21 protein-coding genes are annotated in these 24297 nt (G+C 71.6%); 15 read left to right on the top strand and 6 right to left on the bottom strand.

Annotated features, from left to right (window positions below):
• Nucleotides 1-42: 42 nt before the first annotated feature.
• Both KGQ19_RS13140 and KGQ19_RS13135 read right to left on the bottom strand, forming a co-directional pair.
• On the bottom strand, nt 43-648 hold the full coding sequence (locus KGQ19_RS13140; protein WP_212009390.1) for a YbhB/YbcL family Raf kinase inhibitor-like protein: 606 nt from the start codon (nt 646-648) through the stop codon (nt 43-45).
• 91 nt (nt 649-739) lie between these two features.
• Complete coding sequence (locus KGQ19_RS13135) at nt 740-1648, bottom strand: LysR family transcriptional regulator (RefSeq protein ID WP_212009389.1); 909 nt, start codon at nt 1646-1648, stop codon at nt 740-742.
• 92 nt (nt 1649-1740) lie between these two features.
• On the opposite strand from KGQ19_RS13135, the gene KGQ19_RS13130 reads away from it, so the two are divergent.
• The 4 genes from KGQ19_RS13130 to KGQ19_RS13115 all read left to right on the top strand — a co-directional run bounded on the left by KGQ19_RS13130 (nt 1741) and on the right by KGQ19_RS13115 (nt 5205).
• Nucleotides 1741-2436 carry a type 1 glutamine amidotransferase domain-containing protein gene (locus tag KGQ19_RS13130; protein ID WP_212009388.1) on the top strand — a complete coding sequence of 232 codons (696 nt, stop codon included), beginning with the start codon at nt 1741-1743 and terminating at the stop codon, nt 2434-2436.
• Between the two features lie 138 nt (nt 2437-2574).
• Nucleotides 2575-3591: an NADP-dependent oxidoreductase gene (locus KGQ19_RS13125; protein WP_212009387.1), complete on the top strand. Its 1017-nt coding sequence runs from the start codon at nt 2575-2577 to the stop codon at nt 3589-3591.
• A 122-nt stretch (nt 3592-3713) separates the two neighbouring features.
• The gene (locus KGQ19_RS13120; RefSeq protein ID WP_212009386.1) at nt 3714-4370 is read left to right on the top strand and encodes an SDR family oxidoreductase; all 657 of its coding nucleotides are present in this window, start codon (nt 3714-3716) and stop codon (nt 4368-4370) included.
• Nucleotides 4371-4374: 4 nt separating this feature from the next.
• Nucleotides 4375-5205 carry an aldo/keto reductase gene (locus tag KGQ19_RS13115; protein WP_212009385.1) on the top strand — a complete coding sequence of 277 codons (831 nt, stop codon included), beginning with the start codon at nt 4375-4377 and terminating at the stop codon, nt 5203-5205.
• A gap of 59 nt (nt 5206-5264) precedes the next feature.
• On the opposite strand, the gene KGQ19_RS13110 is transcribed toward KGQ19_RS13115, so the two are convergent.
• Entirely contained in the window at nt 5265-5927 is a 663-nt protein-coding gene (locus KGQ19_RS13110) for a hypothetical protein (RefSeq protein WP_212009384.1), read from the bottom strand.
• 51 nt (nt 5928-5978) lie between these two features.
• Between KGQ19_RS13110 and KGQ19_RS13105 the strand changes: the two genes are divergently transcribed.
• The 3 genes from KGQ19_RS13105 to KGQ19_RS13095 all read left to right on the top strand — a co-directional run bounded on the left by KGQ19_RS13105 (nt 5979) and on the right by KGQ19_RS13095 (nt 8173).
• Nucleotides 5979-6863: a Gfo/Idh/MocA family protein gene (locus KGQ19_RS13105; RefSeq protein WP_212009383.1), complete on the top strand. Its 885-nt coding sequence runs from the start codon at nt 5979-5981 to the stop codon at nt 6861-6863.
• A gap of 141 nt (nt 6864-7004) precedes the next feature.
• Nucleotides 7005-7508, top strand: coding sequence for a potassium channel family protein (locus KGQ19_RS13100; RefSeq protein WP_212009382.1), 504 nt, complete (start codon nt 7005-7007; stop codon nt 7506-7508).
• 5 nt (nt 7509-7513) lie between these two features.
• Nucleotides 7514-8173 (top strand): DedA family protein, encoded by a 660-nt coding sequence (locus tag KGQ19_RS13095; RefSeq protein WP_212009381.1) that lies wholly within the window; start codon nt 7514-7516, stop codon nt 8171-8173.
• On the opposite strand, the gene KGQ19_RS13090 is transcribed toward KGQ19_RS13095, so the two are convergent.
• Both KGQ19_RS13090 and KGQ19_RS13085 read right to left on the bottom strand, forming a co-directional pair.
• The gene (locus KGQ19_RS13090; protein WP_212009380.1) at nt 8163-9368 is read right to left on the bottom strand and encodes an amidohydrolase; all 1206 of its coding nucleotides are present in this window, start codon (nt 9366-9368) and stop codon (nt 8163-8165) included. The two genes, KGQ19_RS13095 and KGQ19_RS13090, sit on opposite strands and share 11 nt — an antisense overlap.
• 50 nt (nt 9369-9418) lie before the next feature.
• Nucleotides 9419-9970, bottom strand: a complete 552-nt coding sequence (locus KGQ19_RS13085) for a GlcG/HbpS family heme-binding protein (RefSeq protein WP_212009379.1) — start codon at nt 9968-9970, stop codon at nt 9419-9421.
• A gap of 203 nt (nt 9971-10173) precedes the next feature.
• On the opposite strand from KGQ19_RS13085, the gene KGQ19_RS51845 reads away from it, so the two are divergent.
• Nucleotides 10174-11421 carry a sensor histidine kinase gene (locus KGQ19_RS51845; RefSeq protein WP_212009378.1) on the top strand — a complete coding sequence of 416 codons (1248 nt, stop codon included), beginning with the start codon at nt 10174-10176 and terminating at the stop codon, nt 11419-11421.
• Nucleotides 11418-12047, top strand: a complete 630-nt coding sequence (locus tag KGQ19_RS13075; RefSeq protein WP_212009377.1) for a response regulator — start codon at nt 11418-11420, stop codon at nt 12045-12047. The genes KGQ19_RS51845 and KGQ19_RS13075 overlap by 4 nt, the downstream gene beginning before the upstream one ends.
• Before the next feature lie 84 nt (nt 12048-12131).
• Here KGQ19_RS13075 and KGQ19_RS13070 read toward each other — a convergent pair whose 3' ends face one another.
• The gene (locus KGQ19_RS13070) at nt 12132-13586 is read right to left on the bottom strand and encodes a methyltransferase (protein ID WP_212009376.1); all 1455 of its coding nucleotides are present in this window, start codon (nt 13584-13586) and stop codon (nt 12132-12134) included.
• A 104-nt stretch (nt 13587-13690) separates the two neighbouring features.
• Between KGQ19_RS13070 and KGQ19_RS13065 the strand changes: the two genes are divergently transcribed.
• The 6 genes from KGQ19_RS13065 (at nt 13691) to KGQ19_RS13040 (ending at nt 24292) form a co-directional block, all read left to right on the top strand.
• On the top strand, nt 13691-17212 hold the full coding sequence (locus KGQ19_RS13065; RefSeq protein WP_212009375.1) for an ABC transporter permease: 3522 nt from the start codon (nt 13691-13693) through the stop codon (nt 17210-17212).
• A complete protein-coding gene (locus KGQ19_RS13060; RefSeq protein WP_212009374.1) occupies nt 17209-20013 on the top strand; it encodes a hypothetical protein in 2805 nt (934 codons plus the stop codon). Before KGQ19_RS13065 ends, KGQ19_RS13060 begins: the two co-directional genes overlap by 4 nt.
• An 82-nt stretch (nt 20014-20095) precedes the next feature.
• Nucleotides 20096-21076, top strand: a complete 981-nt coding sequence (locus KGQ19_RS13055; protein ID WP_212009373.1) for an STM4015 family protein — start codon at nt 20096-20098, stop codon at nt 21074-21076.
• Complete coding sequence (locus KGQ19_RS13050; RefSeq protein ID WP_212009372.1) at nt 21073-22158, top strand: STM4014 family protein; 1086 nt, start codon at nt 21073-21075, stop codon at nt 22156-22158. The genes KGQ19_RS13055 and KGQ19_RS13050 overlap by 4 nt, the downstream gene beginning before the upstream one ends.
• Nucleotides 22159-22181: 23 nt before the next feature.
• Nucleotides 22182-22991, top strand: a complete 810-nt coding sequence (locus KGQ19_RS13045) for an STM4013/SEN3800 family hydrolase (RefSeq protein ID WP_212009371.1) — start codon at nt 22182-22184, stop codon at nt 22989-22991.
• On the top strand, nt 22991-24292 hold the full coding sequence (locus KGQ19_RS13040; protein WP_212009370.1) for an STM4012 family radical SAM protein: 1302 nt from the start codon (nt 22991-22993) through the stop codon (nt 24290-24292). The genes KGQ19_RS13045 and KGQ19_RS13040 overlap by 1 nt, the downstream gene beginning before the upstream one ends.
• The last annotated feature ends 5 nt before the right edge of the window (nt 24293-24297 follow it).

The raw sequence follows: 24297 nt of genomic DNA, 5'->3' as shown, positions 1-24297 counted from the left end.
CCGGTGGTGTCAACAGGGGTGATCAATTCTTTTCGGCCGGGGTCAGCTGCCCTTGGGCAGCTCGACCGTGCCGATCAGGCTGGCCGACCAGAGCATGTGGCTGGAGATCTCCGAGATCAGCGCGGTGTCGTCGAGCCCGGTGCCGGGGACGCTGGCGGTGTCGAGCGCGAATACTCGGAACACGTAGTGGTGCGGCTGGCCGGTCGGCGGCGGGCAGGGTCCGGCGAAGCCGGTGGTGACGCCGTCGTAGTCGGTGGCGCCTTCGCTGTAGGGGTTCGAGCCGTGCCCGGCCAGACTCGTGACGTCGCCGGGGATGTTGTAGACGATCCAGTGGGTGAAGCCCGGCGACTGCGGGGTGTCCACGTCGTTCACCACGACCGCGAAGCCCTTCGTGCCGGCCGGCGGATTGGTCCAGCGCAGGGCCGGGGCCAGGTCCTTGCCCGGGCAGGAGGGATCCTTGCCCCACAGCGTCCAGGGCGGCAGCTTGCCGCCGTCGTGGAAGTCCGGACTGGTCAGCGTCATCGGGGTCAGGCCCGGCTTCGAGGCGGTGGCCGCCAGTGCGGTGGCGGTCCCGGCCGCGGCCAGGACGACGGCGGCGGCCAGCGCGATCGTGACACGGTGCCGTGGGCGCCGGATCTTCCAGCTCATGGGGTCCTCCAGCGGGGCTGTCGGTCGGTTCGGGCGATCAGGGATCAGGGATCAGGGATCAGGGATCAGGGAATCAGCACTCGTGCCTGAATCAGCACTCGTGCTCGGCCCACCAGGACTTCGCGGCCGCCAGCAGGTGCCGTTGGACCCGCGCCGCGTGCGGGTTGGCCGAACCGCCGGGGCGACGGACCAGGAACGAGGTGTTCAGCGGCGCCTCCTCGGGCTGATGGAGCAGAGTCAGGGTACTGCTGTCCAGCTCGGCGCGGCAGAGGTACTTCGGCAGCACGGTCCAGCCGGCCCCGGCGAGCACCGCGGTGCGGATGCCGCGCAGGTCGGGGATGGTGGTGAGCTGCGCCGGGGCGGTCAGGCGGGTGTTGAAGACGTAGCGCCAGTAGCGGCGGACGATCGGCAGCTCGGCGTCGTAGGCGATGAGCGGGACGTCGGCCAGCCCGGCCGGAAGCTCCGCGCCCTTCAGCCTTTCGGCCCAAGCCGGCGCGGCCACCAGGACGAACTCCTCATCGGCGAAGGGCTCTGAGATCAGTCCACTGATCGTCGGGCGCCGAGTGGAGATCACCAGGTCGTGCCGGCCGGACCGGAGCTCGTCCAGCAAGTCGTCGGTCAGGCCGGTGGTGACCCGGAGCTGCACGCCCTCGGCGATCAACGGCGCGAGCAGTCCCATGCCCACCGCGCCGAGGAATTCCGCCGGGCCGGCCAGGTGCACGGGCTCGGCGGCCGGGGCGGCGCCGTCCTCGGCCAGTCCGGACAGCCGATCCAGCGGCGCCGAGACCTGCGCCGCGAGCTCGTCGGCGTAGGGGAGCGGGGCCACGCCGCGGGCCCGCCGCTCGAACAGCTCGCGGCCCAGCCGGGTCTCCAGCGCGCGGATCTGCGTGGTGACCGTCGACTGGGACAGGCCGAGCAGGTGCGCGGCGGCTGTGAAGGAGCCCGAGCGGTGGACCGCGAGGAAAGTACGCAGCTGGTTGAGGTCCAGGGGATCGGCCATGCGGCGAGGCTACGCGAGCCATCGAAAAATCGATACTCGGTATCGGAGTGGCCATTGGCGCCGATAAGTTCATGAGGTTTAGCGTTTACCGCATGGCGAAGATCCTGATGGTTCTGACCGGTGCCGACTCCTGGACTCTGAAGGACGGCACGAAGCATCCCACCGGCTTCTGGGCTGAGGAGGCCGTGGTGCCCTACCAGGCGCTCAAGGCGGCCGGGCACGAGGTGACGGTCGCGACGCCCGGCGGCGTGGTGCCGACTCCGGACGCCGGCAGCCTGTCCCCGCAGTTCACCGGCGGCGAGGACGGCGCGCGGCAGATGGCCGAGGCGGTGGCGGCGATGACCGAGCTGCGCAGCCCGGTCGCGGTGGCCGACGTCTCGCTCGGCGACTACGACGCCGTCTTCTACCCCGGCGGCCACGGCCCGATGGAGGACCTGTCCGAGGACGCCGACTCCGGCCGGCTGCTGACCGCGGCGCTGGCCTCCGGCAAGCCGCTCGCGGTGGTCTGCCACGGCCCGGCGGCCCTGCTCGCGGCCCGCGAGGCGGACGGCACGTCCTCCTTCGCCGGCTACCGGATCGCCGCGTTCACCAACGACGAGGAGATCCAGGGCGGCCTCGCCGACCAGGCGAAGTGGCTGCTGGAGGACCGGCTGACGGCCGACGGCGTGGTGGTCGACAAGGCCGCGCCGTGGACGCCGCACGTGATCGTCGACCGGAACCTGATCACCGGGCAGAACCCGATGTCGTCCGCGCCGCTGGCGGCCGAGCTGATCAAGGCGATCGGCTGAGCACGGCGCTCGGCTGACCCAAGGCGCTCGGCTGAGCCGGGCGCCGATGAGCGGCGGCTGAGTGGCAGCGCCGCCGGGCCTCGGTGACGATGAGAAGGCCGAGCCCCACCCCCAACCCTCACTTTTTTGGAGTAACCCGTGTCCGTCGCCAGTCGTGAATGGCAGCTGATAGCACGTCCGGTCGGCGAGCCGAAGCCGACCGACTTCCGCCTCCTGCGGGCCGAGGTCGCCGATCCGGGGCCGGGCCAGATCCTGGTCCGGAACACCTGGCTGTCCGTCGACCCCTACATGCGGGGCCGGATGAACGATGTCCCGTCCTACATCCCGCCGTTCCAGCTGAACGAGGCGATGACCGGCGGCGCGGTCGGCGTCGTGGTCGCGGCCGGGGACGGCTCGGCGATCCCGGTCGGCGCGACGGTCTCGCACTTCGAGGGCTGGCGCGAGTACGCGCTGCTGGACGCCGCGAAGACCCAGGTGCTGGACACGTCGAAGGTGCCGGCGCAGGCCTTCCTCGGGGTGCTCGGCATCACCGGACTGACCGCGTATGTCGGCCTGACCGAGATCGCGCCGGTCAAGGAGGGCGACGTCGTCTTCGTATCCGGCGCGGCCGGGGCGGTCGGCTCGGTGGCCGGGCAGATCGCCAAGAAGCTCGGGGCGTCGAAGGTCATCGGCTCGGCCGGCGGGCCGCAGAAGGTGAAGCGGCTCACCGAGCACTACGGCTTCGACGCCGCGATCGACTACCGGGAGGGCGGGCTGCGCACGCAGCTGAAGCAGGCCGCTCCCGACGGCATCGACGTGTACTTCGACAACGTCGGCGGCGACACCCTGGACGCGGCGCTGACCCGCATGAACCTGTTCGGGCGCATCGCTTTGTGCGGCGCGATCTCGGTCTACAACGAGGAGTCCATGCCGGCCGGGCCGCCGCATCTGACGCTGGCCATCGGCAAGAGCCTGACGCTGCGCGGGTTCACCATCGGGCACCACATGAAGGCGTTCCCCGAGTACATCGGCAAGGCTTCGGGGTGGCTGGCCGAGGGGTCGCTGCGGACCGATGAGACGGTCGTGGACGGGATCGAGGAAGCGCTCAACGCCTTCTTCGGAGTGATGAGCGGCGCCAACACCGGCAAGATGCTGGTTCGGCTGCCGGAGGCCTGAGCAGCCCACGAAGCCTGAGCAGCCCCGACGGCGTCGGGCGGGGCAGTTCCGATCCGGGGCTGCCTGGTCCGAACGGTCGCCTCGACCTCCCGTCGCGCGCCCGGGTGGGATAGGGAGGACGCATGCGTATCGTGATTGCGGGCGGCCATGGACAGATCGCCCTGTTGCTGGAAGCGCGGCTGAGCGCCGACGGACACACCGCGCAGGGGCTGCTCCGGCGTCCCGACGGCGCCGCCGATCTGGTGGCCGCCGGCGCCGAGCCGGTGGTGTTCGACCTGGAGAGTGCCACCAAGGAGTCGCTGGCCGAGGTGATCCGCGGCGCCGACGCCGTGGTGTTCGCGGCCGGGGCCGGCGGCGGGAGCAGCGCGGAGCGGAAGTACACCGTGGATCTCGGTGGTTCGGTGCTGCTGGCCGACGCCGCCGAGCTGGCCGGGGTGCGGCGGTTCGTGCAGATCTCGTCAATGGGCGCCGGAGCGCCGGCCTCCCCGGGCTCGGACCAGACCTGGGTGGCCTACCTGGACGCCAAGACCAAGGCCGAGGACGACCTGCGGCCCCGGGATCTGGACTGGACCATCATCCGGCCCGGCGGCCTGCTGAACACGCCGGGTCTGGGGCTGGTGCGGCTGGCCCCGAGCACCGGGCGCGGGACCATTCCCCGGGCCGACGTGGCGAACGTTCTGGCGGAGGTCATCGAACAGCACGCCGCGGTCCGGCAGACCCTCGAACTGGTGTCCGGCGACACCCCGATTTCTCAAGCGGTCGAAGCGTGGAAGGGATGAGGAAATGCAATACATCACTTTGAATGACGGCGTCCGGATCCCGCAGTTGGGTTTCGGCGTCTGGCAGGTCCCGGACGACGGGGCCCGCACGGCGGTCACGACCGCGTTCGAGGTCGGCTACCGGCACATCGACACCGCGGCCGCCTACGAGAACGAAACCGGCGTCGGCCGGGCCATCCGCGATTCCGGGCTGAACCGCGAGGATGTCTTCCTGACCACCAAGCTGTGGAACACCGACCACGGCTACGACGCCACCCTGCGGGCCTTCGACCAGAGCCTGGAGCGGCTCGGCACCGACTACGTGGACCTGTATTTGATTCACTGGCCGGTGCCGGAACGCGATTTGTATATCGAGAGCTGGCGGGCCATGGAGAAGATCAACTCCGATGGCCGGGCCAAGGCGGTCGGGGTCGCGAACTTCCCCGCCGACGCCCTGGAACGCCTGGTGGACGAGTCGTCCAAGGTCCCGGCGATCAACCAGATCGAGCTCCACCCCTACTTCCCGCAGCCGGCGATGCGGCAATTGAATGAGAAACTCGGCATCATCACCGAGGACTGGAGCCCGCTCGGCCAAGGCGGCGACCTGCTCAAGGAGCCGGTCCTGGCCCGGATCGGCCAGGCACACGGCAAGACCCCGGCCCAGGTGGTGCTCCGCTGGCACCTGCAACTCGGCGACGTCGTCATCCCGAAGTCGGTGACCCCCTCGCGCATCAAGGAGAACTTCGAGCTCTTCGACTTCGAACTCACCCGCGACGAGATGGACCAGGTCTCGCACCTGAGCCGGGACGACGGCCGGATCGGGCCGGACCCCTCGCACTTCAACTACGTGGGGTAGACGGCGTAGACGGGTAGTCCAGCGCTCGCACCGGCCGACGATCGGCCGGTGCGAGCGCTTTATCCCGGGCGCCCATGGACCAGTACGTCGTCGCCGACATACCACGCGGCCTCGGCCCACTCGGGCTGGATCTTCGGCAGTGCGGTGAGGCCGGGGTCGTCTCCGGGATCGTATTCGCCGAGTTCCCCGGCGTCGGTCAGGTCTTCGACCTCTGCGATGACCGTCTCGGCCATCAGGGTGTCGATGATCGCCAGGGACAGGCGGTCGGTCCAGCGGTCCCACGTCTGCTCGGCCTTGTCGGCCGGGTCGGGGCAGTAGTAGGTCGGCGGGTCGTCCTGGTCCAGGTCTTCGAGCAGGACCCCCCACCAGCAGACGCCCTGGTTCTCGTTGCGGAAGATGAGCGCGCCCTCGTGGATCTCCAGCTCATCCGGCCTGGCGAGCGGATCCTGGCTGCGCGTGAGGTCGTCGCGGTGGCCGAAGAGCTTCAGCGCCTCGCGCAGCGCCGCCGGGAGGGGGTGGCCGAGGGCGGTCGCGGCGGCGTCGAGGTCGGCGTCGGTGTAGCGGTCGGCGTCGGCGGCGTCGAGCGGGCGCACGGACCAGTCGGCGGCGACGAGTTCGGCGACGCGCCAGGCGGCGGCCCGGTCGTCGGTGGCCACGGCGGCCTGGAGCGCGGCGGCTATGCGGCCCGCCGCGGTGTCGGCCGGGGCTTGAGCGTCGGTCATGGCCCCACACCGTAGCGGCGCGGACCGTCAATATGAGCGACCATGGCGGGTATGGACAGTGACGGGCTCGCGGTCGCCGTGATCGGGCTGGGCGGCATCGCTCGCAAGGCGTACCTGCCGGTGCTGGGGACGCGGGCTGACCTGCGGCTGCGGTTGGTGACGCGGGACCGTGGACGGCTGGACTCGCTGGGTGCGGCGTACCGGGTTCCGGCGTCGTGCCGGTTCACTGAGTTGGCGGCGCTGCTCGGCGACGCCCGGCCGGCGGCGGCCTTCGTGCACGTCGCGACCGTCGCGCACGCGGAGGTCGTCACCCGGCTGCTGGACGCCGGGGTGCCGACGTATGTCGACAAACCGCTGGCCGACACCTTCGCCGAGTCCCGCGCCCTGGTCGGCCACGCCGAGCGCACCGGCACACCGCTGATGGTCGGCTTCAACCGCCGGCACGCCCCGGCCTACGTCGCGGCCACCCGGGCCCCGCGCGAGACCGTGATCCTGCAGAAGAACGAGGCGGACGCGCCGGGAGTACTGCGGGACGTCGTGTTCGACGACTTCATCCATGTGGCGGACACGCTGCGCTTCCTGGCGCCGGGGGAGGTGTCGGACGTGACGGTGTCCGGGCGGGTCGAGGACGGGATGCTGGAACATGTGGCGCTGACCTTGTCCGGGCCCGGATTCACCTGCTTCGGCGCGATGAATCGGCGGGCGGGGACGAAGGCCGAGCGGCTGCAGCTGATCGGGGACGGGCACCGCCGGGACATCCACGACCTCGCCGACGGACCGACGGGCTGGGACCCGGTCGGACGGGTGAAGGGGGTCGAGCAGATCTGCGAGCACTTCCTGGCAGCGGTGCGCGGGGAGACGCAGTACCCGGATCTCCAGGACGCCTTGGCCACCCACGAGCTCTGCGAGCAGGTGGTCGAGCGGCTGGACGGGTGACGCCGGCCGCGTCGCGGGGGCTCGGCGTGGGAAAGCAAGTACCTGATGAAGAGCGAGGGCGAGCGAGAGCCGGAGGAGCGGGGCGGTGATGGCGGCCGCGCCGGTGGTGCTGCTCGCGAGGACGCTGGCCACTTTCCCCGCATGCCGGCCCTGGCCCGCCTCGCCGCCGCGGCCCTGGGCCCGGTCCTGCTCACGGTCGCCTACTTCACGCTCCCTTTCAGCGTGATCGGGCCGCGGCACCGGGTGCTCGCCTGGCTGATCCCGGTGGGCCTGCTCGCGCTGCTCGCCGTCGGCATGACGGTGACCACCGATCGCGCGCTGACTGATCGGTCCGGCCGGTACCGCCATCCGGGCCTGGGCATCCTGCTCCTTTTCTGGGCCGCGATCCTGGTCTTCGCGGCGAGCTACTGGGCCATGGCTGCCCGCCACAACCAGTTCGTCGGGCTCGGGACGCGGCTGGACGCGCTCTACTTCACCGGCGTCACCATGGCGACCGTCGGCTATGGCGACATCCATCCGAGCGGGCAGCTGGCCCGCGCGGTCGTCCTGGTGCAGTTCGTCTATACCTTCGCGTTCCTGGTCGGCGGGATCGCCGCGCTGCGGACTCGGACGCGAGCCATGATCGTTCACGGAATCGGCGGCTGAACCCCATGCTCAACTGGCTCAGCAACCTTCCGCCGGCCCTCGTCTACGTCGTCGTCGGCGTGCTGGTCTTCGCCGAGGACGCGCTCTTCGTCGGCTTCGTCCTGCCCGGCGAGACCGCGGCGGTGATCGGCGGGGTGCTGGCGAACCGGGGCACCGTGTCGATCTGGGGCCTGGCGATCGTGGTGGTGTTCGCGGCGATCGCGGGGGACAGTGTCGGGTTCGAGGTGGGGCGGCACTTCGGGGAGCGGTTGCTGAACACGCGGCCGTTGCGGCGGCACCGGGTGAAGCTGGACAAGGCCCGGGAGATGATTCGGCGGCGGGGGCCCGAGGCGGTGTTCCTGGGGCGGTTCGTGTCCTTCTTCCGGGCCCTGATGCCGCCGCTGGCCGCCATCTCGCGTATTCCGTATCGGAAGTTCCTGCTCTTCAACGCCCTCGGCGGGTTGGTGTGGGGCGTCGGGTTCACTCTGTTGGGCTACTTCACCGGGGCCGCCTATGACCGGGTCGAGCACTTGGTGGGGAAGATCCTGGCAGGGTTCGTGGCGTTGGTCGTGGTCATCGGGCTGATCGTGTGGCGGGTGCGGCGGCGGCGGGCTGACAGCGCCGAGGAGTCGGCCGGGAGTACAGAGCCCCCGGCCGCCACGCCGCAGGACGACGTCAGCCGCTGACCAGTTCCCCGTCCCGGGCGACCACCCGGCCGCCGCGGACCACGACCTCCCGCGTCGGCACGTCCACCACCACCTGCGCCAGGCACTCGCCGCGGACCAGGAAGAAGTCCGCTGGTGAGCCGACACTCAGGTCGCTGACCGGCAGGCCGAGCAGTTCGGCGCCGGCGGTCGCGGCGGTGTGGAAGCCGAGTTCGAGGTCTTCGTCGACCCGGGCCCGCAGCGAGCGCGCCATCAGGTGTGCGCGGTGCAGCATGTCGGCGTTGCCGAACGGCGACCAGGAGTCGCGCACCCCGTCCGAGCCCAGCCCGACCCGCACGCCGAGCTCGCGCAGCCGCCGGACCGGCAGCGTGCGGCCGGCCGGGGCGACGGTCGTCAGCCCGATGCCGGCCTCGGCCAGGTCGGCGGCGCGCCGGTCCAGTTCGGCGTCCGGCAGGCCGACCAGGGCGAAGGAATGGCTGACGGTGACCCGGCCGGCCAGTGACAGCGCGCGCGTGCGCTGGAGCACGGCGTCGAAGACGTCGAGCCCGTCCCGGCCGGTGTCGTGCAGGTGCAGGTCGACGCCGACGCCGTAGCGGTCGGCCAGCCCGAACACCAGGTTCAGCTGGCCGGTCAGGTCGTGGTCGAAGGCGATCGGGTCGATGCCGCCGATGAAGTCGGCCAGGCCGGCGCGCGCCGCCTCCTCCATCAGCTCGGCGGTGCCCGGGGCGGCGTGCACGCCGTGCTGCGGGAATGCGACGGTCTGCACGTCCACCACGCCCCGCAGCTTCTCCCGCGCGTCGGCCACGCCTTCCAGCCCGGCCAGTCCGAAGGCCGGGGCGACGTCGGCATGGGCCCGCAGCGCGCGGGTCCCCTGCGCGGCGGCGTGCGCCATCAGGCGCCGGGCCCGCTCGCCGACCGGGGTGGGCAGGGCGCGGAACAGTTCCGCGTCGGCCTGCCCGAGTTCGGCGATGCCCGTGGCGCGCTTGCGGGAGACCCACGGCTCGCCCCACGCCGTCTTGTCCGGGTGGATGTGCGCGTCGACCATGGTCGGCAGCGCGATCCGGCGGGTGCCGTTGACGACCTGCGCGCCCGGCGTGGCCGCGGCGGCGGTGCCGGCGGGCGCGTGCCGGGTGATGACGCCGTCGGTGACGACCAGGTCGATCGGCTCGCCGCCGTGGGGGCGGATCCCGGTGAAGACGACGGTGGGGGTGGCCATGGGTCTCCTTCGCGTGGCGCTTGTTCGGTGGTTGACGCTTATCCGGCTGCCTACCTGGTGATCGCGTCAGCCCCGGCCTGAGCGTACGCCTCGTCCATCGCCCCGCTCGGCGCGCCGGCCACGCCGACCCCGGCGACCGGGGCGTTGTCGGCGTCCACCGGGACGCCGCCGGCCAGGAACAGGGTGCCGGGGATGTCCTTCAGGGTCGGGGTCTGCTGCAGGTTGTTCACCAGGGCCGAGGTCTTGTTGTTCCACGACACGGCGGTGAAGGCCTTCTGCTCGGCCGAGTCGAAGGACTGCGGGCCCGCGCCGTCGCCGCGCAGTTGGACGATGACGTTGCCGTCGCGGTCCACCACGGCCACCGAGACGTGCTGGCCGGCCTTGGTCGCGGCGTTGAGCGCGGCCTGCGCCGCCTTGGTCGCGGAGGCGGCGGACAGGTGCTGGGTGGTGATGAGGCCCTTGGCATTGGCCGCCTTGGTGTCCGGCTTGGTGTCCGTCTTGGCGTCGGCGTTGGCGGAGAGGGCGCCGAAGGTGGCGGCGCCGACGACGGCCAGGCCGGCGGCTCCGGTGATGACGCGGGCCCGGGTGGAGAAGGTGGTCATGATCGCTCCTGGGGGTGGTTCGGGTTGCTTGCTATCGATCCTGCGGGCCGAATCGGGCACGCGGATCGACGCGACGGGTGGACCTGGCGCGCCGGGTGGCCGAGGGGCTTGTCGGCCGATCGGTTGACGCCGGGGCGATCAGGGCAGGTCAGGATGGATGGGAGGAGATCAAGAACGGTTGGCGCGAGAGAAGCGGAGCGGCGATGCGGGAGGACCGGTCGGCAGCCGGGCGCTCTGGTGGCCTGGCCGAGGCCACGAGCGTCGCGCGACCGATTGGCTCCGCGCGCGAGCGCTCGCGCCTGGACCCCGACGCCCGCTGGCTGGCCGCCGTCATGCACTCGGCGTTCTTCCTCCTTCTCCTCGCCTCGGCCGTCCGCTTCCTCCAGCACCATCGCGGGGAGCCGCGCGCGCCGTGGGTGATCGCGTTGTCCGGGGCGCTGGCCGTGGTTTACGGCGCCGGGCTTGTGCTGGGCATCACCGGGGAGCCGGATGTGGGGCGGCCCACGCGGGCGCATCTGCTCTGGCTCGGTGCGGCCACCGCGTTGTGGACGGTGCTGGTGTTGCTGGCGCCGAGTTTCGCGTGGTGCGCGGTGCCGTTGTTCGTCACCGGGTTGCGCACGTTGCCGACCTGGCCCGCGTTGGCGCTGGTGACCGGGGTGACGGTGCTGGTCGTGGTGTCGCAGAACCGGTTGGCGGTCGGCTTCGACCCCACCTTGACGATGGTTCCGGTGGCGGTGGCCGCGGTCAGCGCGGGCGCGATCACGCACATGCGGCGGCAGGCGGTGCGGCTGCGGGAGTCGGAGCGGTTGGCCGGGGTGCTCGGCGAGCGGCAGCGGTTGTCGATGGAGATCCATGACGCGCTGGCGCAGGGGCTGTCGAGCCAGGCGATGCTGTTGCAGGCGGCGGATCGGACGTGGCCGGCGGATCCGGGAGCCGCGCACGAGTACGTGCGCACGGCCGCGGAGATCGGCGGCCAGAACCTCGCCGAGGCGCGGCGGCTGGTGCAGGACCTGGCGCCGTCGGACCTGGCCGGGGCGACGTTGCCGGAGGCGCTGGCTGCCGTCGCGGCACGTCAGCCGCAGCCGCCGACCGAGTTCGCGGTGGACGGGACGCCACGGGTGTTGCCGGAGCGCGTGCAGTCCACCTTGGTGCGCATCGCGCAGGGAGCGTTGGCGAACGTGGCAGAGCACGCAGATGCGGGGCGCGCCGCGCTCACCCTTACGTATCTGGACGACCAGGTGTTGCTGGATGTGGCCGATGACGGAGCCGGATTCCCCGCGTCCGCCGAGCCGGACGGCGGCCGTCACCCCGGCCACCGCCCCGGGCGCGGCCACGGCCTGGCCGCGATGCGCGCCCGCACCGCTCAGCTCGGCGGCACGCTGACCGTCGAATCGGCGCCCGGCCAGGGCACCGTCATCTCCGTCGCGATCCCCGTGGAGCCGAGGCCGTGATCAGGGTACTTATTTGCGATGACCACGCGGTGGTGCGCGCCGGTCTGCGTGCGTTGCTGGCCGGCGCCGATGACATAGCGGTGGTCGGCGAGGCGGCCGGCGGCCAGGAGGCGGTCGTCACCGCGGCATCGGTGAACCCTGATGTCGTGCTGATGGACTTGCAGCTGGGCGACGGCATCGACGGCGTGGAGGCCACGCGCCGCATCCGCACGCCGAATCCGACCCCTGACACCCCGCGCATCCTGGTCCTCACCACCTACGACACCGACGCCGACATCACCCGCGCCGTGGAAGCCGGCGCCACCGGCTACCTGCTCAAAGCCGAACCCCCGGACGAGCTCTACGCCGCCATCCGTGCCGCCGCCGCGGGCCGGACCGCGTTGTCGCCGCCGGTGGCCAGCCGCATGCTGGCCCGGCTGCGCTCGCCCCGGCCGACGCTCACCGATCGGGAGCGGGACATCCTCGCGCAGCTGGCGCAGGGGCTCGGCAACCGCGACATCGCCAAGAAGCTGTTCATCAGCGAGGCCACGGTGAAGACCCACCTCGGGCGGATCTACGACAAGCTCGGGGTGGACACGCGGGCCGGGGCGGTCGCGGTGGCGAAAGAGCAGCGGTTGTTGGGGTGAGGTGTGGCGCTGTGGTTGCGGCGCTGAGTTATGGCGGCGAGGTTGTAGCGCTCAGGTTGTGGCAGTGAGGCTGTAGCAGTGCGGTCAGTCCGCCAGCGCGAGTAGCAGCCGGGCCCGTTTGGAGACTTCCGTGAGGCGCTCCGGGAAGTCGGTCGCGGACAACAGACTCGCCAGAACCCGGTGTGCCAGGCAGGCGCGGAACGTCGCCTCGTCAGAGGCTGCGACGGCGTCCCGTGCCAGGGCTTGCACGGCCGACGCGGGAGCGTCGCCGATCACGGAGGCCAGCAGGGACACCAGATCGATGGTGCGCGTGCCGCGTCCGAAGCCCTCCAGGTCGATGACGGCGGACAGCGCGCCGTTCCGGCTGAGCAGGTTCGCGGTGGTGAAATCGCCGTGGACGAACTCGGTGCTGGGCAGCGCCGGGACCGGATGCGGCACGAGGGCCAGCGCTCGGGCGGCGAGGCCGGCCAGCTCCGGGTGGAATTCGTGCTCTGTGATGCCGCCGTTCAGGAACAGCGTGACCATCGCCGACCAGTCACGTTCCGGCCGCGGCCGCACGCCGGCCTGCCGTCCCACGGCCGCTGCCGCCTGCGCCAGGAACGTGGCGTCGGTGGCTGCCGGTTCGGCGTCCGGTTCGAAGGCGGTCAGCAGGAAGTGGCGCTCGTCGCCGGCCAACGGGCCGTGGGCGAGGATCGCAGGGGTCGGATATCCGGCCTCGGCCAGCTCGGCGGCCGTGGCCTCCAACTCGGCCAGCTGTGGGCCCCACCACGCCCCGAGCTTGATCTTCGCGACCGCGCGGTCCTCGCCGGAACCGAGGAACTGGACGCTGTCGGAACGTCCGCCCGCGAGTCGGCCCAGGACGTTCCAGGTACGGCCGGTGGCCCGGGCGATGGTGCGCAGGTCGGCGGGCGTGAGGCCCGGTGGCTGTCGGGAATCCGCGTTCGTGTTGACGTGCAGGAGCCGGTAGCCCTGCTTGGAGGCGGCGCGCGCGGCCTGGTACCCGGAGTCGGTGAGCCAGGAGTGCAGGGAGTCGGCGCCCATCGATTGCTTGACGACCAGGAAGGCGTCGCCGCCGTGGGCCAGCCGCTGGAGCCAGCCGTCGAGGAGTTCGTGCATCGAGGACCGGCCGATCTTGATCGGCGGGTGCGAGTAGATGCGGTCGAAGCGCAGTGCGGCGGGGATCGACTCGGGTTCGGCGGTCACGACGTTGTGCGCGCCGGCCGTCGCTGCGTTGCGCGCGGTCAGGGCCAGGGCGCGGCGGTTGACGTCCACGGCCCACACCCCGGCGGCGGGCTGGCGCAGTCCCATCGCGACGGAGATCGGGCCGTACCCGCAGCCCACGTCCACGACACCGGTGCCGGGTGCGGGGGCCGGCGCGTGCCGGATCAGGACGCCGGTGCCCCGGTCGACGCGTTGTGTGCCGAAGACGCCGTCGGCGGTGATCAGGGGCAGGGACTCGGCGCGGCCGGGGACGTCGAGACGTACCGTGCGCTCGCGTGCTGGACCGTCCGGCTCGGCTTGCCAGTACTCACCACCCATGGCGGGAGTTTATGCGGTGGGCAACCGGGCTGCCGGCAAGCGCTCAACATCACCGATTGGTAACGACCGCAACGCCCTTACCTCAGCCCCCCGTTCTAACCCGTATGAGCCGTGTCCCCCCATCCAGCGGCGGCGGTGTTTCAGGCCTGGTCCGCAAGCGCGCGATCGCCCAACGCATGCTCCTGCTGGCCGCCCTGGCAGTCCTGCTGCCGGCCCTGGTCCTGGTCACGCTCATCCGCATGCACGGCACCACCGCCGAACGCGACGGCGTCCGCCAAGCGCTCAGCACGCTCCCGGACGATGAGCGCACCGTGACCGCGGTCTACAACATCGGCTCGCGCTTCCCGGCCGACCCGACCAGCCGCGTCGCGTTCTTGTCCGCCACCGAGCAACAGGTCCGCGCGGCCTTCGTCGGCGTCGACACCTCGGTCATCCACGAGACCGCGACCGTCCCCTACGGCGTCACCGGAACCGGAACCGCACCAGCAGCAGGAACCGGAACCACATCCGGATCCGGATCTGGACCCCAAGCCACCTACTCCGTCTACTTCCTAGGCACCAACGGCGCCACCCAATACGCCCACCTCATCTCCGGCACCTGGCCCGCCCCGGCCCCGGCCACCGTCCAGCCCGGCACCCGCACCGCCTCCGGCACCGAGTTCGAAGCGGTGATCCCGGAAGTCGCCGCCGCCGCGAACCACTGGAAGGTCGGCGACGAGGTCGGCACCGAAGCCCGCCTGGACGGCGTCCAGCAGCGCTTCAAAATCGTCGGCGTCTACACCCCGACCGACAAGACCACCTCGTTCTGGCAAGCCGAGGCCTACAAAGGTGCGGGCAAGGGCCAAGAGGACCTGCCCACCTTCGGACCGCTGCTGGTCGACCAGAGCGTCACCGCCGGAGGGCTGCTGGACATCCGGCAGGAGACGGTGATCGCCGCCCCGAACTTCCGCACCATCCAGACCGGCGCGGCGGCCACCCTGCAGAACCGCTTGGCCGCCCTCGACGCCTGGCTCCCGAACGCGGCGACCAACGTCGACTCCAACATCCACGCCAGCGTCCTGGACCAACTCGCGCCGCAGACCCAGGGCATCGACAGCGACCTGAGCATCAGCAGCCGGCTGAATCTGTTGCCGGTGGTGGAACTGGGGCTACTGGCGCTGACCGCTCTGGTCCTGACCACCCGCCTGCTGTCCGAGCACCGCCGCGAATCGGACGGCCTGCTGCGGGCCCGCGGGGCCTCGGTCGCCGGGCTGCTGCGGGTGGGTCTGGCCGAGGGCTTGATGCTCACGCTCCCGGTCGCGGCCGTCTCCCCTTTCGCGGCAAGGTTTCTGGAACGCGGCCTATCCTCCAGCCACTGGTCCTCGGCCCGGGACAGCGCCCCGCCGATCAGCTCCGACCTGTGGGTCGTCGTCGCGATCGGCGCGCTGGCCACCTTGCTGCTGCTGGCCCTGGTGCCGGTGACGTCCTCGGCCAGCTTCGTCGGCGTCAAGCGCGAACGCAGCCGCTCGCAGGTGCGCACCGCCGTGCAGCGCACCGGGGCCGACGTGATCGTGGTCCTGCTCGGCGTCGGCGCGTTCTGGGAACTGACCCGATTCGGCAACGACCCCTCGCACAATGGGCCGCTCAGCATGCCGCAGGTGGTCGCGCCGTCGGTGCTGTTGCTGGCCGGGTCGCTGGTGCTGTTGCGCGCGCTGCCGCTGATCGTCGGCCCGCTGGAGTACCTGGCCGCGCGTCGCCGGGCCGCGGTCCTGGCGCTGGCCGGCTGGCGCATCGGCCGGACGGCCCGCACCTACGCCGCCCCGATGGCCCTGCTGATCATGGCGGTCGCGGTGGGGACTCAGGCCACTGTCTTCCTCGCTTCGGTCAACCGCTCCGCCGATGATCAGGGCACGCATGTGGTCGGTGCCGACGTCCGCGCCGCCGGGATCCCGGGCGGCCATCTCGGCGCCGCCGGATCGCTCGCCGCGGTTCCGGGTGCCGGCGGCGGCTTCGCGGCGGCCCGCGAGAGTCTGTTCTTCGGCTCCGGGCTGCAACAGCTGCCGATCAACGTCCTGGGCATCGATCCGGCCAAGTCCGCGAACGTCGTGGAGCTGCGTTCTGATCTGGCCGGCAAGAGCTGGCCGCAACTGTCCGCGCAGCTGGCGTCCCAGGGCTGGGACGCGGACGGTATGTCCGGCGGCGTGACGCTGCCCGGCAAGCCGACCAAGCTCACCCTCGACGTCCGCTACCAGGGCCAGGCCCTGGACCCGAGCGTTCCGGGCAGCCTGGGGCCGCTCGACGTGCAGGCCGAGGTGGTGGACCGCTACGGGGTCGGCGCGGTCGTCGACTTCGGCGGGGTCCAGGCCGCCGACGGGCAGACCCACACCCTCAGCGCACAGGTCGACGCCGAGGGCGGGACCATCGCGTACCCGCTGCGGATCACGGCTCTGTCGGTCTCCTACCACGCGCCGCTGTGCCTGACCTACGACAGCGCGGGCAACCCGGTCCCGACCTGCAGCGTCGCGGCCGGGGGCAAGGGCGATCCCGAGACCGCGACCGTGGACGTCGGCAACCTGACCGCCGACGGCGCCCCGGCCCCGCTGCCGGCCGGGGTCCAGGCCCACGCCTTCGGCGAGCCGCTCCAGGCCGGCTCCTCGAACACCTCCGACAGCGACGTCTCACCGGCCGGTTACCAGGTCGGCCAGACTTCCGGCTCGGGGCTGGCGCACTTCACCGAGTTCTCCGGCTTCGGCACCGACTCCGCGCCGATCATCACCCACACCCTGGACCTGGCCCGCTCCAGCGCGGCCCTGACCGACGTCCCGGTCCTGGCCTCCACTCAGCTGCTGACCACCCTGGGCCTGAAAGTCGGCGACACCTACACCACCTCGGCCTTCGGCGCCCCGGTGCGGGTGCACTTCGTCGGCACGGTGAAGGCGATGCCCGCGCCCTACCGGCTGGGCCAGCGGGCCGCCGGCGCCCCGGCTGAGGACTGCGCGGTGGTGGTGCCGATCGGCTTCCTGGACCGCGCGGACCTGGCGTCCCGGGCGGTCAACGAGCAGACCGAGTGGTGGGCCAAGGCCGCCGAGGGCACCACGCCCGCGCAACTCGCCGCCGGCTACCGTGCCGTGCACAACGGCGCGCTGGTGTCCGCGCCCATCGTCACCGACCGGTCCAGCCAGGCCGCGCTGATCCGCGACGACCCGGTCCGCAGCGGCATGAAGCTGACGCTGGTGATCGCGGCCGGCGCGGCGCTGCTGTTCATCCTCATCGGCTTCGCGCTGCACTCGGTCATCGCGCTGCGCGAGCGCACCACCGAACTGGCCTTGCTGAACGCCCTGGGACTGTCCCGCCGCCGCACCGCCGCGATGCTGCTGGCCGAGAACCTGCTGCTGGTGGTCCTCGGCATGGTCGGCGGCGCGGCGCTGGCGGTGCTCACGATCCGATCGGAACTCCCCTTGCTGATCCTCACCGACTCCGGACAGGTGCCGATCCCCGAACCGGTGACCGTGGTGGACCTGCCGGCGCTGGCCGGGGTCGGCGCGGTGGCCGCGGTGCTGCTGCTCGGCCTGGTCGCGCTGGTGTCGCTGACCCGGCGCACCGCCGACACCGGCGGCACGCTGCGCCTGGGGGAGGACGGCCGATGAGGGCGCCGCGCTGGTTCGCCGAACTCGGCCCGGCCCGGCTGGTGCTGGCCGCGCTGGCGCTGCTGGCCGCCGGGACCGCCGCCACCGCGGTGGCGATCCCGGCCGACACGAAGCGTTCGGACGCGTGGACGGTCAGCTCGCTGGTCGGCAAAGCGCCGTACTCGCAACGGGATCTCGTCCTGTCCACACCTCCGGTGTCGATGCAGCCGCAGTATCCGAACTCGAGCTCTGACATCACCTCGGTCGGCTCGACCAACCTGTCCCAGCTGCCGTCGCAGCTCAGCTCGCTGGTGTCGCAGACCTCGATCACGCGGCAGTACGACCACCTGGTGCCGGCCCTGGACCCGCCGGCCCGTCTGGGGGATCCGGCGTGGCTGCGCCTGGACTGGTCGCCGCAGCTGAGCCGGCAGGTGCGCTACGTCGCCGGTTCGGCTCCGGGCCAGGAGGCGGCCCAGCGGACCTTCGACCCGCTCGACGGCTTCCTGTCCTCCCTGCGGATGACGCTGCCGATCGCGGTGTCCCAGCAGACCGCGGACAAGCTCGGGCTGAGCGTCGGCACGTTGGTGAAGATGGACGCCAGCCCGCCGGCCAGTACCGGCGGCATCCCGTTCACGCTGAGCGTCCAGGTCGCCGGGATCTTCGTCCCGGCCGCCGGCCCCGGTCCGGCCGACCCGATGTGGCATATCGCCGACAAACCGGATCCGGCACTCACGACCGTCTGCCTGAGCACCGTCGACTGCGACAAACAGATCACGGTGTGGGAGGCGGACGTCTTCGTCGATCGCCCCGAGGCCATCTCGACGGTTTCGGCGCAGGCCCGGATCGGCGAGTACACCACGGTCTACGACTACGTCATCGACCCGGCCCGGCTGACCTCCGGTGCGCTGGCCGCCGTCGGGCCCGCGCTGGACCAGGCGCAGCTGGACACCGGCGACTTCAAGGCCGCCGTCACGATGAACAGCGGGCTGAAGGCGCTGGCGCAGCAGGTCCTGAGCACGCAGTCGGCCAGCCACCAGCTGTCGGCGGTGGTGCTCGGCGCGCTGGCGGCCGGCGCCTTGGCGGCCTTGTTCCTCATGCTGCGCCTGACCGTGCTGCGGCGGGCGAAGGACGTCACGCTGTGCCGGGCCCGCGGCGCGTCACCGGTCCGGCTGGCGCTCCGGCACGCGACGCAGATCTCGGTGATCGTGTTCGTCTCCGCGGTCCTCGGCGCGCTCGCGGCGGTGGAAGACGGTCGCGGCACACTGCGGACGCCGGCCGCCTGGTCCGGCGTGGTCCTGGCGACGCTGCTGACGTTCGGCGCGGTCGGCTACTGGGTCTACCGCGGCGGCGACCGCGTCATCTCGGCCCGGCACGAGGCGGTCGGCGAGACCGCGCGGGGCAAGCGGATCGTGCGGGACGTCGGCCTGTTGCTGGCGGCCGGCGGCGCGCTGGCGATCTACCGGAGTCAGGGCGCTGCGAACGCCGACGGCTCGATCGACTGGATCGCGGTCGCCGCCCCGGCGCTGCTGGCCTTCGCCGCCGGGGTCGCCGCGGTGCGGCTGGTGCCGGTGCTGTTCGGGCCGGCGGTGCGGTTGCTGGCGCGGCGCAGGAGCGTGGTCGGCTTCGTGGCCGCGGCGCTGTCCGGGCGCCGGGTGCCGGTGGTGGCGGCGCCGCTGGCCGGGCTGGTCGTGGTGGTCGCGGCCGGGATGTTCGCGGCCGGCTACGACGCCTCGGTGATGCAGAAGGTGCGCGACGACTCGGTGCGCGACGTCGGTGCTACCGCGCGGATCGGCGTCCAGACGACTCCGTTCCCTGACACGTTCGCCGCCGCGGCTGCGAAGGCGCCCGGCGTGCGCGGGGTCTTCACCGGCCGCGCCGACTTCGGCGGGATCGCGCCGATCACGGCCCAGGGGATTCCCCAGCCGCGGCCGATCACCGTGCTCACCTTGAATCCGCAGGCGTTCCGGCAGGCCGCCGCGGCCGCGCTGTCCGACGGCTCGGCGCGCGGCCAGGAGGTCCCGGCGAACTGGCCCGCGCCGCAGGCCGCCGACGGCACCGTGACGGTGCTGGCCTCGCCAGGTTTGCAGGGCTTGTATTCAGGACAGGTGTCGGTGTCCGATTCCGGCGGCGCGTTGAAGGCCGTCATCGGCGCGTATGCGGACGTGCCGCTGGCCGATTCGGTCGTGGGCCTCGGCGGGACGGACTACATCGTGGTGCCGTACGGTGAGGTGCCGGACGCCGATCCGGGCCGGCCGAACGTCGCTTGGTTCAGCGGAACCACCGGCGCGATCTCCGCGTCGGCGTTGCGGGCGTTGCCCGGCGTGGTCGGCGGCACCGCGGTGACGACGCTCGCGGATGTGCGGTCGCAGGACTACAGCCAGGGCGGGGTGTCGGCGGCCCGGGACGTCTTCCATCTGGTCGAAGCGCTCTGCGTCGGCTACTTCGCGCTGTGTCTGCTGCAACTGCTGACCGCGACCCGCACCGTGAGCCGGGACAGCGCCTTGCTGCTCCAGGTGTTCGGCCTGCGGTCCGGCCGCAGCCGGCTGGTCGCCACGCTGGTGCCGTTGCCGGTCGCAGTGCTGGCCGCGGCCGCCGGGCTGGCGATGGGCGCCGGGCTGGCGCCGATGCTGGGACCGCTGGACCAGGGCCCGGGCGGCGCGTCCGGCGACTCGGTGGTGGCCACCGGCTCGATCGGCTGGGGCTGGACGGTGCCGGTCGTGGCGGTGGTGCTGGCGATGACGGTCGGCGGGGTGCTGCTGGATCAGCTGCTGCGCCGCCGGATGGAGTTGTCCATCCGGTTGCGGGACGCCGAATTCGAGTGAGCGGACTCAACGGGCCGGATCATCCGGTCGGCGGCGGCTGGTAGAAAGGCCTGCATCCAACCGGCCGGCCCAGGGGGTCCACGTGATCGACAGCGAGTGCGTCAACTTGGCGCGGTGGGGCGGGCTGCCCGTCTTCAGCCTGCCCGGCGCCGACTTCGAGGAGATGGCCGACTGGCCCGGCGGCGTCGGGATCCCGGCCGACGTCGAGGCGTGGGCCTGGTGCGTCTCGGTGTCGGGCTGGGACGGCCTGAGCCATTCGACGATGTTCGAGGCCTTCCTGCGCGACGTGGACCCGGCCCGGGTCGGCGCCTTCGTGATCGGCAACTGGGTCACCGAGAACAACATGGACCAGACCGCGGCCGACGTGTTCGCGCCGCTGGTCGCCGCCGCCGACCGGTTTCCGAATCTGCGGCACTTGTTCATCGGCGACGTCGAGGCCCAGCAGTGGGAGATCTCGTGGATCAAGCAGAGCGACCTGACGCCGCTGCTGCGCGCGTTCCCGAAGCTGCTGACGTTCGGCGCGCGGGGCAGTGAGAACCTGGGTTGGGAGCAGCGCGCGTACCCGGAGCTCAGGGAGCTGACGTTTCAGTGCGGCGGCCTGCCGCCGGAGGTGGTGCGCGCGGTCGCCGGATCGGAGTTCCCCGAGCTGACCGATCTGGAGCTGTACCTCGGCACCGAGGGGTACTTCGGCGGCTCGGACGTCTCCGACCTGGACGGCATCCTGGGCGGCACCGGCTTGCCCGAACTGCGCTACCTCGGCCTGCGCAACGCCGAGAACAGCGACGAGATCGCCGCCGCCGTGGCGCACGCCCTGATCGTCTCCCGCCTGGAAGTCCTCGACCTGTCGCTGGGCAGCCTCGGCGACGAAGGCGCGGCGGCGCTGCTGGCCGGCCAGCCGCTGACCCACCTGAAGAAGCTCGACCTGCACCACCACTTCCTGTCGGAGGAGATGCAGGACCGGTTGCGCGAGGCGCTGCCCGGCGTCGAGGTGGACCTGTCGGAGCACCAGGAGCCGGACAACTGGGACGGCGAGGAGACGCGGTTCGTCTCCGTCGCCGAATGACCGTCTCGCACCGGCCGGCCGTTCCGCTGCGCTTCGCGGTCGTCGGCAACCCGGAGAACCGGCGGGTGAAGCTCTTCGCGCAGGCCGTCCGCGAAGCCGGGCTTCAAGAACCGCGTGTCGTGCCGTGGCTGGACGTGCTGCGCGGCGACTTCGGGTTCCGCGCCGGGGAGTTGGCCCGGGTGGACTCGCCGGGCGAGGACGCCGAGGTGGCCCGGCTGCTGCGCGGGTCGGACGAGGCGGTCGACATGTATCGGGTCGAGGGCACGCGGCAGTGGTATCAGGGCTTTACCGCGGTGGTGGCGAAGCTGGAGCGGGCCATCGACGACGCCGGCGCGGTGCGGCTGTTCGATCAGCGGGACGTGGCCACGGCCTTCGACAAGGCGGCCACGCACAGGCTGCTGACCGAGGCCGGCGTGCCGGTGCCGCCCGAGGCCGGGACCGACGGTTCGGAGTCGGCGTTCATCAAGATCCGGCACGGCTCCTCGGCCTCCGGCGTCGTGGCGCTGACCGTACGGGGCCGACACCGGCGCGCGGTCACCTCGGCCGAGATGGTCCGCACCGAGGCCGGGATCGAGCTCTACAACTCGCTGAAGATCCGCACCTACCTGCGGGACCAGGACATCGATGACCTGCTGGCGGCCTTGGCGGTCGACGGACTCCACGCCGAGCGCTGGGTGCGTAAAGCGAGTATCGACGGCAGAGACTGCGATCTGCGGATCGTCACGGTCGGCGGCCGTGCCACCCACGCGGTGCTGCGTACCAGCACGTCCCCGATGACCAACCTGCATCTCGGCGGGCAGCGCGGCGATCTGGCGGCGTTCCAGGCACAGATCGGCGAGAAGCGCTGGCTGGCCGTCCTCGAGCTCGCCGAGTGGGCGGCGGCCTGCTTCCCCGGCACGCACTGTCTCGGGATCGACGTGCTGCCCGGCGCCGACGGCGGCGCCGATGTCGACTGCATCGGCGAGGTCAACGCGTACGGCGACCTCTTGCCGAACCTCATGGGACTTCCGGGCACTCCCGGGGAGGGCGTCGGGACCTACGGCGCTCAAGTACGTTCACTGATAGGTCGTTTCGCGCCATGACCATGCCGCCAGTTTCAAAGCGGATGAACGAGATCGTCGGGAGTCACGACCTCTTGTTCGTCACGCTCGACACGCTCCGCTATGACGTCGCCGCCGAAGAGCTCGCCGCCGGCCGGCTGCCGAACCTGGCCCGCGTGCTGCCGGACGGCTGGGAACGGCGGCACACGCCGGGCTCGTTCACGTTCGCCGCGCACTCGGCCTTCTTCGCCGGCTTCCTGCCGACGCCGGTGGCCCCGGGCCGGCATCCCCGGTTGTTCGCCGCGCGCTTCGGCGGCAGCGAGACCACGGCCGAGGACACCTGGGTCTTCGAAGAGCCGGATCTGGTGGCCGGGCTGCGTGCGGCCGGATACCGGACGGTCTGCGTCGGGGGAGTGGGGTTCTTCAACCCGGAGAGCCGGCTCGGGCAGGTGCTGCCCGGCTTCTTCGAAGAGGCGCACTGGTCGGTCGCGACCGGGGTGACCGATCCGGATTCGTTCGGCAACCAGCTCGGTGTCGTGGAACAGGTGGTCGCGGCGCAGCCCGAGGACCAGCCGTTGTTCCTGTTCGTGAACGTTCCGGCGCTGCACCAGCCGAACTGGTTCCACCTCGACGGTGCGACCAAAGAGGCCGGTGACACCAGGGCCACCCACGCGGCCGCATTGCGTTACGTCGACACGCGTATCGGCCGGCTGTTCACGCTGATGGCGGCTCGCCGCGCCTGCTTCACCATCGTCTGCTCCGACCACGGGACCGCCTATGGCGAGGACGGCCATGTCGGGCACCGCATCGGCCATGAGGTGGTCTGGACGGTGCCGTATGCGGACTTCGTGCTGCCGAAGGGATACGAGGGCTGATGCTGGATCGTCCTTACCAGGCCTACGTCTACGCCTATCCGCACAAAACGGCGTACCGGCCGCTCGAACCCAAGCCGCTCCTGGCCGATGTCTGGCGTGGCGAGGAGCGCGATGCGTTGTCCTTTTATACGCACGTCCCGTTCTGTGACGTCCGCTGCGGTTTCTGCAACCTGTTCACCCGCACCGGTGCGCCCGAGTCACTGACCGCGGCGTATCTGGACGCCCTGGAACGGCAGGCGATCGCGGCCCGCGCCGCCCTGGACGAGTCCGGTCCGGCGCCGCGCTTCGCCAACGCGGCGATCGGTGGCGGCACGCCGACGTATCTGAGTCCTGACGAGCTGTCCCGGCTCTTCGATATCGCCTCGCAAGTGATGGGAGTCGGCCTCGGCGCGATCCCGTTGTCGGTCGAGGCGTCCCCGGCCACCGCGACGCCGGACCGGCTGGCGGTGCTCGCGGAGCGGGGGACCACGCGGCTGAGCCTGGGCGTGCAGAGCTTCGATGACGTCGAGGCGCGCTCGGCGGTGCGTCCGCAGAAATCGGCCGACGTCTTCGCCGCCTTGGACGCGATCCGCGCCGCCGAGATCCCGGTGTTGAACATCGATCTGATCTACGGCATCGACGGCCAGACCCGCGAGTCGTGGCGGGCCTCCTTGCAGACGGCGCTGCGTTGGACGCCCGAGGAGATCTACCTCTACCCGCTGTATGTACGACCCCTGACCGGCCTGGGCCGCCTGAACCTGAGCCACGACGCCGAGTGGGACGCGCAGCGCCTGGACCTGTACCGCTCCGGCCGCGACTTCCTGCTGGAGAACGGCTACGAGCAGGTGTCGATGCGGATGTTCCGCCGCCTGGACGCACCGGTCGTCGCGGGCGGCGAGGACTACGCGTGTCAGACCGACGGCATGATCGGTCTCGGCTGCGGCGCGCGGTCCTACACCGCCTCGCTGCACTACTCCTTCGACTACGCGGTCTCGGCGTCGGAAGTGCGCGGGATCATCGACGCCTACGTGGCCACCGAGGACTTCAGCCGGGCCGAGGTCGGCTACCGGCTCGATGCCGACGAGCAGGCTCGCAGGTTCCTGATCCAGTCGCTGCTTCAGGCGGCGGGAATGGAGCGTGACGATGCCTCCGAGCGCTTCGGGACCGGGCTGGAACTGCTGCGCACACGCGGTTTTCTGGAGTCGGCGCCGGATGATCGGTTGCGGCTCAGCGCCGAAGGGCTGGCCTGGTCGGACTCCGTCGGGCCGATGTTCTTCTCCGAGCCGGTGCGCGCGGCCATGCGTGCCTACGAACTGAAGTAGGCCTC

This window comes from Catenulispora pinistramenti, assembly GCF_018274385.1.
GTDB lineage: Bacteria > Actinomycetota > Actinomycetes > Streptomycetales > Catenulisporaceae > Catenulispora > Catenulispora pinistramenti.
The sequence above is the reverse complement of the archived record's forward strand: the minus strand, read 5'-3'. Positions and strand labels throughout refer to the sequence as shown.

What these genes read in the sequence shown, in the direction of transcription:
- KGQ19_RS13115 (WP_212009385.1), top strand. Translation starts at nt 4,375, where the DNA reads ATGCAATACATCACTTTGAATGACGGCGTCCGGATCCCGCAGTTGGGT.
- KGQ19_RS13090 (WP_212009380.1), bottom strand. Translation starts at nt 9,368, where the DNA reads ATGGCCACCCCCACCGTCGTCTTCACCGGGATCCGCCCCCACGGCGGC.
- KGQ19_RS13100 (WP_212009382.1), top strand. Translation starts at nt 7,005, where the DNA reads ATGCCGGCCCTGGCCCGCCTCGCCGCCGCGGCCCTGGGCCCGGTCCTG.
- KGQ19_RS13130 (WP_212009388.1), top strand. Translation starts at nt 1,741, where the DNA reads ATGGCGAAGATCCTGATGGTTCTGACCGGTGCCGACTCCTGGACTCTG.
- KGQ19_RS13135 (WP_212009389.1), bottom strand. Translation starts at nt 1,648, where the DNA reads ATGGCCGATCCCCTGGACCTCAACCAGCTGCGTACTTTCCTCGCGGTC.
- KGQ19_RS13060 (WP_212009374.1), top strand. Translation starts at nt 17,209, where the DNA reads ATGAGGGCGCCGCGCTGGTTCGCCGAACTCGGCCCGGCCCGGCTGGTG.
- KGQ19_RS13040 (WP_212009370.1), top strand. Translation starts at nt 22,991, where the DNA reads ATGCTGGATCGTCCTTACCAGGCCTACGTCTACGCCTATCCGCACAAA.
- KGQ19_RS13065 (WP_212009375.1), top strand. Translation starts at nt 13,691, where the DNA reads ATGAGCCGTGTCCCCCCATCCAGCGGCGGCGGTGTTTCAGGCCTGGTC.
- KGQ19_RS13120 (WP_212009386.1), top strand. Translation starts at nt 3,714, where the DNA reads ATGCGTATCGTGATTGCGGGCGGCCATGGACAGATCGCCCTGTTGCTG.
- KGQ19_RS13050 (WP_212009372.1), top strand. Translation starts at nt 21,073, where the DNA reads ATGACCGTCTCGCACCGGCCGGCCGTTCCGCTGCGCTTCGCGGTCGTC.
- KGQ19_RS13140 (WP_212009390.1), bottom strand. Translation starts at nt 648, where the DNA reads ATGAGCTGGAAGATCCGGCGCCCACGGCACCGTGTCACGATCGCGCTG.
- KGQ19_RS13105 (WP_212009383.1), top strand. Translation starts at nt 5,979, where the DNA reads ATGGACAGTGACGGGCTCGCGGTCGCCGTGATCGGGCTGGGCGGCATC.
- KGQ19_RS13085 (WP_212009379.1), bottom strand. Translation starts at nt 9,970, where the DNA reads ATGACCACCTTCTCCACCCGGGCCCGCGTCATCACCGGAGCCGCCGGC.
- KGQ19_RS13070 (WP_212009376.1), bottom strand. Translation starts at nt 13,586, where the DNA reads ATGGGTGGTGAGTACTGGCAAGCCGAGCCGGACGGTCCAGCACGCGAG.
- KGQ19_RS51845 (WP_212009378.1), top strand. Translation starts at nt 10,174, where the DNA reads ATGCGGGAGGACCGGTCGGCAGCCGGGCGCTCTGGTGGCCTGGCCGAG.
- KGQ19_RS13110 (WP_212009384.1), bottom strand. Translation starts at nt 5,927, where the DNA reads ATGACCGACGCTCAAGCCCCGGCCGACACCGCGGCGGGCCGCATAGCC.
- KGQ19_RS13045 (WP_212009371.1), top strand. Translation starts at nt 22,182, where the DNA reads ATGAACGAGATCGTCGGGAGTCACGACCTCTTGTTCGTCACGCTCGAC.
- KGQ19_RS13095 (WP_212009381.1), top strand. Translation starts at nt 7,514, where the DNA reads ATGCTCAACTGGCTCAGCAACCTTCCGCCGGCCCTCGTCTACGTCGTC.